The organism is Mobilitalea sibirica (genome assembly GCF_015999265.1).
GTDB lineage: Bacteria > Bacillota > Clostridia > Lachnospirales > Lachnospiraceae > Mobilitalea > Mobilitalea sibirica.
The window spans coordinates 89376-102175 of sequence record NZ_JAEAGR010000013.1 but is presented as its reverse complement, the minus strand read 5'-3'; the positions used below and the strand labels follow the sequence as shown (position 1 = coordinate 102175).

Below are 12800 nucleotides of genomic sequence, written 5' to 3'. Positions count from 1 at the left end.
GGAGGTCGTTCCTATAAGCCTGTCAGTTAATATCAAAAAAAAATATAAGAATTTTGTCCTGGATATTCATTTTAATAGTAATGAGAGGTGTCTGGGGATATTGGGGGCATCCGGTTGCGGAAAAAGCCTGACATTAAAATGTATAGCAGGGATAGTGACACCGGAGGAAGGTAAGATTGTCCTTAACGGGAAAGTATTATTCGATTCAAAATTAGGGATCAATATACCTCCTCAACAAAGAAAGATTGGACTTTTGTTTCAGAACTACGCATTGTTTCCCAATATGACAGTTCGGGAGAACATCGGAATAAGTTGTAATAAAAAGAACAGGAAAAGTATAACAGACCGCCTTTTAAAAGAATTTCGGTTAAATCAACTGGAAAGCAGATACCCCGGACAGTTATCCGGCGGAGAACAACAGAGGGTAGCAATGGCAAGAATACTGGCATATGATCCGGAAGCGCTTTTGTTGGATGAACCGTTCTCGGCACTGGATTCCTATCTGAAGGAGGAGTTACAGCAGAATCTGATCGATTTTTTGCGTAAGTTTAATAAAGATATTCTCATGGTATCCCATAGCAGAGGAGAGCTATATCGTTTCTGTGACTATATAGCGGTAATCGATCATGGCAGTCTTATGGAGACAGGTAATAAACGAAAGATTTTTGAAGATCCGGAAAAATTTATTACTGCCAGATTAACCGGATGCAGAAATATTTCCAGAGCAATCCGGATTTCAGATTATGAAGTGAGAGCAATTGATTGGAGCGTTAATCTTCACACAAACAAGCGAGTAGAAGATAACATACGCTACGTTGGAATTCAATCTTGTTATATAAAACCCGGTGAACAACATGAGGAAAATACAATCCCAATAAACCTTTCAGATTCTTTGGAGGGACCGGATCAAGTAAAGTTTGTATTAACAAAACAGGAAGATGCAAATTATAGCCATAACAGTAATTTGCTATGGACCGTTGCAAAACAGGAATGGAGACATCTTTACCAGCTTAAATTTCCGGAATATATACAAATTCCAAAAGAACATATTCTGTTATTAACAGAGAGTGAAAAAAGAAAGATTTGTTAAATTGTTCAAAAAATAATCGATTTCATGATAAATATTTGACAATTCAATGTATTGAAACCTTTATCTGTAAATGATAGAATGTCACCTATAGTAATCGTTGGCAATGATTGTTAATTCCGACCGATATAAAATTATAGAAACAGATAGATATTCCTATTTTATGAACAATGCCGTTCCATGGACGACATTGTTTTTTTCGTAGAGATATATTCGCACAATGTGAAACTCACACATAGATATGGCTAACTTGAAGGAAAGGGAGGGAACCCTTGGATTTTAGATACATCCATACTATGATTTAGGCGAGTGATAAAATTATATGTTAATAAACAGTCAGTGTTATACGGACAGAGACGTCATTACTTTTATCAGTAATGACGTTTTTTTATAAAGATAAGGAGGGATATGTATGAGACAGGTTGCGATTTACGGAAAAGGTGGTATTGGTAAGTCAACCACCACACAGAATTTAACAGCCGGATTAGGTGAAATGGGAAAGAACATTATGATTGTCGGTTGTGATCCAAAAGCTGATTCTACAAGATTAATTCTGGGAGGGTTGGCTCAGAAGACAGTTTTAGATACCCTGAGGGAAGAAGGAGAGGATATTGATCTGGAGCTGATTATGAAGCGAGGATTTGCAGATATCCGTTGCGTTGAATCCGGAGGACCGGAGCCCGGGGTCGGATGTGCCGGTAGGGGTATTATTACTTCGATTAATCTGTTGGAGCAGTTGGGAGCTTATACCGATGACCTTGATTATGTCTTCTATGATGTATTGGGAGATGTTGTATGCGGAGGTTTTGCAATGCCGATTCGCGAAGGGAAGGCACAGGAGATTTATATTGTTGCCTCCGGTGAAATGATGGCCCTTTATGCAGCAAATAATATTTCAAAGGGTATTCAAAAATACGCCTCCACAGGGGGTGTAAGATTGGGCGGAATTATCTGTAATTCCAGAAAGGTTGATGGAGAAGCAGAATTGGTAGCTGCATTTGCGAAAGAGCTGGGTTCACAGATGATTCACTTCGTACCAAGGGATAATATGGTACAGAGAGCTGAGATTAATAAGAAGACGGTTATTGACTATGATCCAACGGCAAATCAGGCGGACGAATATCGTGCCTTAGCACAGAAAATAGACGGAAATGATATGTTTGTTATCCCCAAACCAATGAAACAGGAAAGACTGGAAGAACTGTTAATGGAACATGGAATTTTAGACATATAAATAAGTCAAAGCAAAGAAAAGTAATATTATTTTAAGGAGGTGCTCTTATATGGTACTGGTTAGATCAATCATTCGCCCGGAGAAAGTGGGGATTGTATTATCGGAATTATTATCCGCAGGTTTTCCTGCAGTTACGAAAATGGATGTATACGGCCGTGGCAAACAAAAGGGTGTTAAAGTAGGCGAAGTCTTTTACGATGAAATACCGAAAGAGATGCTTTTGATGGTAGTAGAAGACAAGGATAAGGATGATGTTGTAAGAATTATCATGAAATATGCAAGAACCGGTGAAGAGGGACATTTTGGAGATGGCAGAATTTTTGTTAGTCCGGTAGAAGAGGCATATACCATCAGTACAAAGAAAAAAGGATTATAAGGGGGGTTGGTTATGAAGGAAGTTATGGCCATTGTGAGACAGAATAAAGTAAACGTAACCAAGGAAGCCTTAGCCGAAGCAGGAATGCCTGCATTTACCTGTAGAAAAGTTCTTGGAAGAGGGAAAAAGCTGATTGATATGACACTACTCAGATCCATTGTTGATTCCGGAGAAATACCACTTTCGGCTACCGGTGAACATCTTACAGAGTCGAGCCGTTTGATACCAAAACGGGTGTTTACCTTAATGGTAGAGGATGAAGATGTAGATGTGGCAGTTAATACGATAATGGATGTAAATTCCACAGGTAATCCGGGAGACGGTAAAATCTTTGTCCTTCCGATCTATGAAAACTATAGGGTTCGTGATGGTGAAATGACGACAGAAGCGTATTAACTATATGAGGTTCAACGAATCCATCGACTTTGTAAAAATTGAGATGCTGCCCGATTTCACGGGTTGGCACTAGAATGGAGGGATTACAATGAAGGAAATGAACAGAGTGCTTGACCACTATAATTCCAAGGTCTATAAAAACCGTAAGGAGCATATGGTCGCGGTAGGGAACAATGACAATAATAATGAGATTTTAGCGAATGTACGAACCATACCCGGTATTATAACACAAAGAGGGTGTTGCTATGCAGGCTGTAAAGGGGTTGTACTGGGGCCGATTAAAGATGCATTTATTATTACCCATGGACCGATCGGGTGTGCCTATTATTCCTGGGGAACCAGAAGACATAAAGCAAAAAAAGGAGAAGGGGAAGATAACTACCTTCAATATTGCTTTTCCACAGACCTTCAGGAGTCGGATATCGTCTTTGGAGGGGAGAAAAAGTTAAAGCAGTCCATAGAAGAGGCGATGGATTTATTCCATCCCCATACGATTTTTATCTGCTCTACCTGTCCCGTGGGTTTAATCGGGGATGACATTCATGCGGTAGCGAAATGGGCGGAGAAGGAATATGGTATCAAATGCATCGCCTTCAGCTGTGAGGGATATAAAGGCGTTAGCCAGTCAGCCGGTCATCATATTGCGAATAATCAGTTGATGAAATATGTTATCGGAGAAGGGGACCGGGAGATTACGAATAAATATTCTCTAAATCTGCTCGGGGAATATAATATTGGCGGTGATGGCTGGGAAGTTGAGCGGTTGCTAAAAAGAATTGGTTATGAGGTGATTTCCACTTTTACCGGAGGCAGCAGTATGGATGATTTAAAGAATTCTCATCAGGCAAACTTAAGTCTGGTGCAATGTCATCGGTCCATCAACTACATTGCTGAGCTGATTGAGACAAAATACGGAATTCCATGGATGAAAATTAATTTTATCGGTGTGGAGGGTACAATTAAAAGTCTCAGGGACATAGCGAAATATTTTAATGATCCTGCGCTAACAGCAAGAACAGAGGCTGTTATAGCAGATGAGCTTGATTTTATAGAGCAGGATATTGAGTATTATAAAAGTAAGTTAAAAGGTAAAACAGCTGCCATCTATGTAGGTGGTTCCAGGGCTCACCATTATCAGTTTTTATTAAATGACTTCGGGGTAAGGACTATTTTAGCAGGATATGAATTCGGACACAGAGAGGAATATGAAGGGCGGGAGGTATTACCTTTTATAAAACCGGATGCAGACAGTAAAAACATCGAGTCAATTACAGTGGAACCGGATCCTAAGAAATACCATTTATATCTGTCAGAAGAGGATATCAATAAGTTAAAAGAGGAGAAGCTCATTGGATATTACGGCGGCATGGTAAAGGATATGAAAAACGGTACGTATATGGTGGATGATTTAAATCATTTTGAAACTGAGGAATTCTTAAAAATATTAAAACCGGATATCTTCTTTTCCGGTATTAAAGATAAATTTGTTGCACAAAAGGCAGGGGTTTTATCGAGACAGCTACATTCCTATGATTACAGCGGACCATATTCCTGTTTTCGGGGGGCTGTAAATTTTGCAAGAGATATTGCGATGGGAATTTACACTCCGGCCTGGAGTTATGTGAAAGCCCCTTGGAAGGCTGCTCCCATTTTAGAGGGCACGGTAGGAGGTGAGGAAGCATGCTAGACTACACAAAAAAAGAAACCTATGACAGAAATGCCTTAAGAGTAAATCCGGCAAAAACCTGTCAACCGGTCGGTGCCATGTATGCCGCATTAGGTGTTCATGGTTGTATGCCCCACAGTCATGGTTCCCAAGGCTGTTGTGCATTTCACAGAATGTTTTTAACACGACACTTTAAAGATCCGGCAATGGCGTCCTCCAGTTCCTTTACTGAGGGCGCTTCTGTTTTTGGAGGAGGTTCGAACCTAAAGACCTCTGCTAAGAATTTATTTGATATTTACAATCCCAAGATCATTGCTGTGCACACCACCTGTCTTTCAGAAACGATTGGCGATGACTTGAATGCATTAATTCAAGGTATTGATATACCGGAGGGTAAATATATGGTGCATACCAATACACCCAGCTATAAAGGTTCTCATATTACCGGTTTTAGCAATATGACAGCCAGCTTTATACAGTACCTGTCAAAGGCATCCGGTAAGACGAATAGGAAGGTGGCTATACTACCGGGATTTGTAAACCCGGGAGACATGAGAGAAATGAAACGGATTGCCAGTGTCATGCAGATACCATATACGATGCTGCCAGATACGAGCGGTGTTATGGATAGCCCGATGACCGGTAAATTTGAACTCTATCCGAAGGGCGGAACCAAGGTGGAGGAGATTAAGTCTCTTGGAGATTGCGAGCTGACCTTAGCCTTTGGGAAGATTACGAGTGAAATGCCAGCAGAAACCCTTTATAAGAAATGCAATGTACCTTTTAAGATACTTCCGCTACCGATCGGCATCGGTCGGACAGATGAATATATTATGGCATTACAGAGCTTGACCAAGGCAGAGGTGCCGTATGAACTGGAGGAGGAACGGGGACAGCTGGTAGATATCTTAATTGATATTCATCCCTATACCTATAATAAGAAGGTAGCAATCTTTGGTGATCCCGATACTGTACTCAGCTTAGCGGAATTTGTACTAGAGATGGGAATGGTACCGAAGTATCTTGTAACCGGTACGCCTGGGGAATATTTTCAGACAGCGGCAGAGGATTTGTTCCTAAAGTTTGGAATGAGTGGGTGTAAAGCAAAAGCTTCCGGTGACTTATACGAATTACATCAATGGATTAAAGAGGAAGGTGTGGATTTACTCATAGGTGGAACCCATGGGAAATACATTGCCAGAGCGGAGGATATACCGTTTGTCAGAGCCGGTTTTCCGATAATTGACCGCTATATCCATTCCTACTTGCCCCTAGTGGGCTATAAGGGTGGTATGAGATTGGCAGAATTAATTACCGGTGCATTGATGGATCGTATGGATCGGGATAGTGCAGAAGAAGATTTTGAGATGGTTATGTAGAGAAGCCCCCTTTTGTAGCGTCGGCGCACCATGTTTCACATGATGCGCCATAAGGCGCATTTATTTTATATAATAGGAAAGTCCTTCGGATTTCCCTATCATATAAAAAGCACTCCGTGCAGGATGCACACTCGCGCGTAATGAAATTATCTGCCTTTGGCAGAACGTGCTCGGTGCGAGAGTCTACCGAGACAGACTCTATGTTCTAGAAAAGAAATATTGGTATTAATTTATGAGTGGAAGGAAGTGTATCGGTATGATGAATTCAATAGTCTTGGAGGAGAGAAAGGATTTTATATTACAAAAGCAGGAAGGTTGCCAAGGGAGCAGTATGCGTTGTGATGCAAACAGTATATCCGGTGCCGTAAGCCAGAGGGCCTGTGTATATTGTGGAGCCAGAGTCGTATTAAATCCTATCACCGATGCATTTCATATTGTTCATGGGCCGATTGGATGTGCCAGCTACACCTGGGATATCAGGGGAAGCTTAAGCAGTGGAGATGATCTATATCGCAACAGCTTTTCCACGGATTTGAGAGAAAAAGATGTAATATTTGGCGGGGAGAAGAAATTGACGGCTGCGATAGAAGAGATAGCCAAGAAGTATCATCCGAAGCTGATTTTTGTTTATGCTACCTGTATTGTTGGGGTAATCGGAGATGATGTTGAAGCTGTATGTAAGAGTATGTCTGCCAAGTATAAGATGCGTGTAATTCCGGTAAAATCGCCGGGTTTTTCGGGGAATAAATCGGTAGGCTATAAGATGGCTTGTAATGCTATTATGGAATTAATGGGACCGCATCGTCCGGAGAAAAAGAATGGCGTCAATATTCTGGGAGATTTTAATCTTGCCGGAGAAGTATGGATTGTTAAGGATTACTTAAAAAAAATAGGAATTCCGGTAATAAGTACGATTACCGGAGATTCGAATTACGAAAGCCTAATCAATGCTCCGGCAGCACAGCTAAATATTGTTCAATGTGCCGGCTCCAGTACCTATCTTGCGACTAGGATGGAGGAGGAGATGGGGATTCCTTATATTAAGATTAGTTTTTACGGAATTGAGGATACCATTGATTCTCTGGTACGAATTGCCGAGGCGATGAAAGAGGAAGCGGCAAGAAGAAAAGCTGTGGAATTTGGAGAGGCTGAAAAGGCAAAGCTACGAAACTTTCTGGAGAGCTACCGAAAAAACCTGGTGGGAAAGAAAGCAGCAATATATGTCGGTGGAGGTTTTAAGGCGATCTCCTTAATAAAACAGTTTCATTCTCTAGGGATGGAGACGGTTGTTGTTGGAACGCAAACCGGGAAAAAGGAGGATTATGAGGTTATTGAAAGCATGGTGAATGAGAATACCGTTATCTTAGATGATGCTAATCCGGCCGAGCTGGAGACCTTTATCCGTGATAAGGGAGCAGATATCTTAGTAGGAGGGGTGAAGGAAAGACCTTTGGCTTACAAACTGGGAATTGCTTTTTGTGATCATAACCATGAAAGAAAGCACCCTTTGTGCGGCTTTGAGGGTGTTGTAAATTTTACAAAGGAAATCAATCTGAGTTTACTTAGTCCCGTATGGAAGTATATCAAACAGGAGGTGGTTGTATGAAAGGAACATTGGTGAACTTGAATGTAAACCCCTGCAAGATGTGTATGCCTATGGGAGTTGCAACGGCATTCTACGGTATTAAAAAGTGCATGACGATCCTTCATGGTTCCCAGGGCTGCAGCACTTATATAAGAAGACATATGGCAACCCATTATAATGAACCGGTGGATATAGCCTCCTCATCTTTAACAGAAGAGGGAACGGTATACGGAGGAGAAAGGAGTCTGATACTGGGTTTACTTAATCTGATTAAGGTATATGAGCCGGAGGTGATTGGAGTAGCAACGACCTGTCTGGCCGAGACCATAGGAGAAGATATTTCTCGCATTATTAACAAATTTTATGAGCAATACCCTGAGCACAAAAAGGTTACAATTATACCGGTATCCTCTGCGGGTTATGGCGGTACCCAGTTTGAGGGCTATAGCAATACGCTCTATCAGATTATCAAATCAGTACCCATGGATACAAGGAAGAATGGTAGGGTAAATATAGTCACCGGGATGCTTTCACCGGCAGATATAAGATACTTAAAAGAGGTATTAGAAAGTTTTCAGATTGACTATATCTTATTTCCCGACCTGTCGGAGAATTTGGATGGAGGATATCATCCTAATTACGATAAATTGCCTCAGAAGGGAACGGATATCAAAGACATCGCGCAGATGGCAGGAGCGGATTATACAATAGAATTAACGCCATTTGTAGAGGAAAGTATATCGGTTGGTACCTATCTCCAAGAAGTTTACAATGTACCCTGTAAAAAATGTAATCCTCCGGTGGGATTAAGAGATAACGATTATTTTATTCAGCTGTTATCCGTAATAACCAAAATACCGGTACCAAGAGCTCTAAAGGAAAAGAGAGCCCGGTTGTTGGATGCCATGATTGACGGACATAAATATAACAGTGAAGCAAGGGCTGTGATCTATGGAGATCCTGACTTTGTATACAGCTCAGTCAGAATGTGCGTAGAAAATGGAGTTGTGCCCATCGTTACAGCCACAGGCACCCTATGCAGTGGCTTCAAGGATATGATTTTAATGGAAATAAAGGATTTAATGGACCACTATTTCATTGACAGGTATGACATTCTTGAGGATGTGGATTTTCAAACCCTTGAAGAATTAGCTAAGGAGAGAAAAGCGAATGTTTTTATCGGAAACTCTGATGGTAGAAGAATGGCTGAGAAGCTGGGTGTCGATTTAGTTCGAAGAGGCTTTCCTATTCATGACAGGGTAGGAGGTCAGAGGCTTAGAATGGTAGGTTATGAGGGTTCTCTCACATTTCTTGATGATATTACCAATGTAATAATAGGAAGAAAGGAAACCGGTTTTCGGGAAGAATTATTGAAACTTTATTATAAACCGGAGGGGACATATCAAGCCAAAGAGTTAGGATACGATGAACTAGAAGATAGCATAGCATTAACGAATGGAAAAACTGTAGAGAGCGAACAGAAAGATATAAACAGTTCGGCAATAAAAGCATCAGAAAACAGAGACCGGGATCAGGACGCATTAGTACATAAGAATACGAATAGAAATATGAAAGAAAAGACAATTGAAGAAAAGACAGCTACCCATCCATGTTTTTCTTGCGGTGCAGCGCATCAATATGCAAGAATGCATCTGCCTATAGCACCAAAATGCAATATAAGCTGCAATTATTGTGTAAGAAAATATGATTGCCCGAACGAAAGCAGACCTGGTGTTACTACTCACGTCTTAAACCCGATGGAAGCCCTTCACAAGTTCTTGGAAGTCAAAGAAAAGGTTTCGAAACTATCTGTTATCGGTATAGCGGGCCCCGGAGATGCATTGGCTAATTTTAAGGAAACCAAGAGGACTTTAGAGCTCATTCGGGAGAAGGATGCGGATATTACGTTTTGCTTATCTACCAATGGTCTCATGCTTCCCCAATATGCAGATGATCTTGTTAAATTAGGGGTATCCCATGTAACCGTTACAATGAACGCGATTGATCCGACAGTCGGAGCACAGATATATAAGTATGTAGATTATATGGGAGTGAAATATTATGGAGAGACCGGTGCTGCTATCTTGTTATCAAACCAACTGGCAGGGATAAAAATGCTGACAGAGCAAGGAATCGTCTGTAAGGTAAATATCGTTATGTTAAAAGGTATTAATGATTATCACATACCGGATATCGTTAAGAAAGTAAAAGAACTGGGGGGCAGTATAACTAATATAATGCCGCTAATACCGGTAAAGGGCAGTGTCTTTGAGAATCTGCCTTTAGTCAGTAAGGATGAATTAATGGCAATGCGATCAAATTGTGGTGAAACCTTGAAACAGATGTTTCATTGCAGGCAATGCAGAGCGGATGCAATCGGTACCCTTGGAGAAGAATTATCTACCATCAAAAACCCGTCAGTTCATATTGCAGTTGCCACAAAGAATGGTACGCTTGTAGATCAGCATTTTGGCCAGGTATCAGAATTATATATCTACGAGTATAAAAACGGTGCCTCATTTTATAAGGAAAGAAGGCCGATAAAGAAGTACTGCGATGGTGCTTCGGAATGTAATAACAATGAGTATAAAATAAAAGCCATTATGGAAGCAATTTCAGATTGTACCGCAGTAATTACGATGCGAATTGGAGAAGGTCCGAAAAACCAGTTAAAACAGCAGGGTATTAGGGTGTTTACTATGTATGACAGGGTCGAGGATTGTGTACTTCAGGCGGCAGCTTTAATTACCGATGGGATAAAAAACAGAAAGAAAGATAAGGAGGTTCTTTATGATAAAGCTTAAATATCATGTTTTTGTCTGTACCAGCTGTAGGATTAACGGGCAGCAAAAAGGGCTATGTTATTCGAAAGATTCGGTAGACATTGTACAGAAATTTATCGAAGAGATTGAAGATTGTGAATTGTCCGGTGAGGTTATGATTACCAATACAGGATGTTTTGGAATCTGTGAGAAAGGGCCTGTAGCCGTGGTATATCCTGAGGGAGTTTGGTATGGAAACCTTACCGAGGAGGATGTTGAAAAGATAGTGGAACAACACTTAATTCAAGGAGTGCCTGTTGAGGAGCTGAGGATATAAGAGTGTTACCGCTTTGAACACTTTGTATGGATAAGTAAGCGATCTGTATTAGTAGGCTATCTACTGCATATTATGTGTACTCAGATAAGTTCTGAGTAAAATGTGATGAAACAGGGGGGAGAAATTTGATTCAAATAATCGATAATACGCTTACGGCTATGGATCAGTTTCTACCAACCAAGGAGGATCTGCATAGCTTCTGTGAGCTACTAATTACCATTGGTGTTGATATGATTGAAATGTCCGTGACAGCATATAAGCGGATGGAGTTTCTTCCGGAGGAAGGGAAGTTCCTACTTAATATATCAGATAGAGAGGATAAAAATCCTTATCCCGGTTTTTATCGATATATCAGCCGTTACGGGGAGGTCAAGGATGATTTCATACCTGAGATACAATTGAATGATGTCAGAGAAATAGTAAAGCTTAGAGAATTTCATGGACAGAAAGATATACGTATTGTCGGTTTGGATGACTTAATCTGTTACTCCTATGATAAAGTCATGAAGGAAATAACACGAAGTCTGCCCGGCTGTAATATTATTTTTTGTCCAGAAAACTCGTATCAATGTGCCGGTGCATTAGCAATTCATTGGGCTATGAATTATGGTAAATCCTTAACCACAAGCTTTGCAGGTTGTAAAAACAATGCTGCTACGGAAGAAGTCATTATGGCATTACGCTTAGCAGCCAGGCATAAACCAAACCGCAATCTGACGGTTTTGCCCCGGTTAACTGCGCTTTATGAAAAAATCACAGGTCAAAGAGTCGGCAATAAAAAACCAGTCATAGGGGATAAAATTTTTCATGTGGAAGCAGGAATACATGCGGATGGTATTATCAAAAATCCGAATACCTATGAAGCATTTTGTCCCTTATGCGTCGGAAAGAGTTCTAAGATAATTATTGGGAAGCATTCCGGTACCAAAGCCATTAAATTAAAATTAGCGGAAATGAAACTTCCAATACCGAATGAATCAGGGATACATAGTATTCTAGGAGAAGTTAAACTAAGATGTATGACGGAAAGAAAAAGCCTAAGTGATCAAGAGTTTTATAATCTGGTTTTGGAGGTGACATCCAATGAAAGAGGTCAAACATATCGTTGATACTACCTTAAGAGATGGAGAACAAAGCCCCGGTATTGCATTGCAGGTAGAAGATAAGGTTAAGATAGCAAAGCTACTGGATGATATCGGTGTCTATGAGATCGAGGCGGGAATTCCGATGCTTGGGGAAGCAGAGGAAGAAAGTATCTATCGAATCATGGAAAACAGAAGAAAAGCTAAGATATCGGTTTGGAGTCGTATGAATATTAACGATGTCAAACGCTCCCTTATCTGTAGACCGGATATTATTCATATCGGAACTCCGGTCTCCTACATACAGATATATAGTAAACTAAAGAAGAATAAGGGATGGGTGCTAAAAAACATTCTTGAATGTGTCATGGAGGCAAAAAATCAGAATGTAAGTGTAACGGTAGGGTTTGAGGATGCCTCAAGGTCAGATATCGGTTTTTTGTTAAGCTTAACCAAGGAACTCAAAAAGGAAGGTGTTGATACCATCCGGATCGCAGATACAGTAGGGGTGTTAACACCCTCAAGGACGAAGGAGTTGCTCGAAACCATTCGAATGAATACAGATATGAAATTAGAGATACATATTCATAATGACCTTGGGATGGCTGTATCCAATTCTATCGTAGGTGCGAAGTATGGAGCAGATCTTATTGATTGTACTCTATTCGGTATCGGTGAAAGGGCCGGTAACTGTAATTTATATGACTTTGTCCATAGCAGTGAATCCATATTTCAATTTGCCATGAGTAAGAAAGAAATCCGCTTTGTTGAAAAGCAGGTTTTGGAGGAACTAAAGGGAGCAGTATAACGAAAAAGACAACGCTAGTTCAATTTTTAACAAAAAAAATAAAAAATGTCTTGACAAATCAGAAAATGGACAGTATACTTTGTCAATA

Annotated in this window: 11 protein-coding genes; all 11 read left to right on the top strand. The window is 40.5% G+C overall.

Annotated features, from left to right (window positions below):
• Positions 1-13 precede the first annotated feature (13 nt).
• On the top strand, positions 14-1090 hold the full coding sequence (locus I5677_RS12510) for a sulfate/molybdate ABC transporter ATP-binding protein (RefSeq protein ID WP_197661994.1): 1077 nt from the start codon (positions 14-16) through the stop codon (positions 1088-1090).
• Positions 1091-1499: 409 nt separating this feature from the next.
• A complete protein-coding gene (gene nifH / locus I5677_RS12505) occupies positions 1500-2321 on the top strand; it encodes a nitrogenase iron protein (RefSeq protein ID WP_197661961.1) in 822 nt (273 codons plus the stop codon).
• 49 nt (positions 2322-2370) lie between these two features.
• On the top strand, positions 2371-2697 hold the full coding sequence (locus I5677_RS12500; protein WP_197661960.1) for a P-II family nitrogen regulator: 327 nt from the start codon (positions 2371-2373) through the stop codon (positions 2695-2697).
• Positions 2698-2709: 12 nt separating this feature from the next.
• Positions 2710-3093 carry a P-II family nitrogen regulator gene (locus tag I5677_RS12495; RefSeq protein ID WP_197661959.1) on the top strand — a complete coding sequence of 128 codons (384 nt, stop codon included), beginning with the start codon at positions 2710-2712 and terminating at the stop codon, positions 3091-3093.
• A gap of 88 nt (positions 3094-3181) precedes the next feature.
• Positions 3182-4780 (top strand): nitrogenase molybdenum-iron protein alpha chain, encoded by a 1599-nt coding sequence (gene nifD / locus I5677_RS12490; protein ID WP_197661958.1) that lies wholly within the window; start codon positions 3182-3184, stop codon positions 4778-4780.
• Positions 4774-6138 carry a nitrogenase component 1 gene (locus tag I5677_RS12485; protein WP_197661957.1) on the top strand — a complete coding sequence of 455 codons (1365 nt, stop codon included), beginning with the start codon at positions 4774-4776 and terminating at the stop codon, positions 6136-6138. Before nifD ends, I5677_RS12485 begins: the two co-directional genes overlap by 7 nt.
• Positions 6139-6394: 256 nt before the next feature.
• The gene (gene nifE, locus I5677_RS12480) at positions 6395-7744 is read left to right on the top strand and encodes a nitrogenase iron-molybdenum cofactor biosynthesis protein NifE (protein WP_197661956.1); all 1350 of its coding nucleotides are present in this window, start codon (positions 6395-6397) and stop codon (positions 7742-7744) included.
• On the top strand, positions 7741-10527 hold the full coding sequence (gene nifB / locus I5677_RS12475) for a nitrogenase cofactor biosynthesis protein NifB (RefSeq protein ID WP_197661955.1): 2787 nt from the start codon (positions 7741-7743) through the stop codon (positions 10525-10527). Before nifE ends, nifB begins: the two co-directional genes overlap by 4 nt.
• Positions 10514-10822 carry a 2Fe-2S ferredoxin gene (locus I5677_RS12470; protein WP_197661954.1) on the top strand — a complete coding sequence of 103 codons (309 nt, stop codon included), beginning with the start codon at positions 10514-10516 and terminating at the stop codon, positions 10820-10822. Before nifB ends, I5677_RS12470 begins: the two co-directional genes overlap by 14 nt.
• 125 nt (positions 10823-10947) lie before the next feature.
• Positions 10948-11931 carry a homocitrate synthase/isopropylmalate synthase family protein gene (locus tag I5677_RS12465; protein WP_197661953.1) on the top strand — a complete coding sequence of 328 codons (984 nt, stop codon included), beginning with the start codon at positions 10948-10950 and terminating at the stop codon, positions 11929-11931.
• Positions 11906-12712, top strand: a complete 807-nt coding sequence (locus I5677_RS12460) for a beta/alpha barrel domain-containing protein (RefSeq protein ID WP_197661952.1) — start codon at positions 11906-11908, stop codon at positions 12710-12712. Before I5677_RS12465 ends, I5677_RS12460 begins: the two co-directional genes overlap by 26 nt.
• Positions 12713-12800 lie beyond the last annotated feature (88 nt).

What these genes read in the sequence shown, in the direction of transcription:
- nifH (WP_197661961.1), top strand. Translation starts at nt 1,500, where the DNA reads ATGAGACAGGTTGCGATTTACGGAAAAGGTGGTATTGGTAAGTCAACC.
- I5677_RS12500 (WP_197661960.1), top strand. Translation starts at nt 2,371, where the DNA reads ATGGTACTGGTTAGATCAATCATTCGCCCGGAGAAAGTGGGGATTGTA.
- I5677_RS12495 (WP_197661959.1), top strand. Translation starts at nt 2,710, where the DNA reads ATGAAGGAAGTTATGGCCATTGTGAGACAGAATAAAGTAAACGTAACC.
- nifD (WP_197661958.1), top strand. Translation starts at nt 3,182, where the DNA reads ATGAAGGAAATGAACAGAGTGCTTGACCACTATAATTCCAAGGTCTAT.
- I5677_RS12485 (WP_197661957.1), top strand. Translation starts at nt 4,774, where the DNA reads ATGCTAGACTACACAAAAAAAGAAACCTATGACAGAAATGCCTTAAGA.
- nifE (WP_197661956.1), top strand. Translation starts at nt 6,395, where the DNA reads ATGATGAATTCAATAGTCTTGGAGGAGAGAAAGGATTTTATATTACAA.
- nifB (WP_197661955.1), top strand. Translation starts at nt 7,741, where the DNA reads ATGAAAGGAACATTGGTGAACTTGAATGTAAACCCCTGCAAGATGTGT.
- I5677_RS12470 (WP_197661954.1), top strand. Translation starts at nt 10,514, where the DNA reads ATGATAAAGCTTAAATATCATGTTTTTGTCTGTACCAGCTGTAGGATT.
- I5677_RS12460 (WP_197661952.1), top strand. Translation starts at nt 11,906, where the DNA reads ATGAAAGAGGTCAAACATATCGTTGATACTACCTTAAGAGATGGAGAA.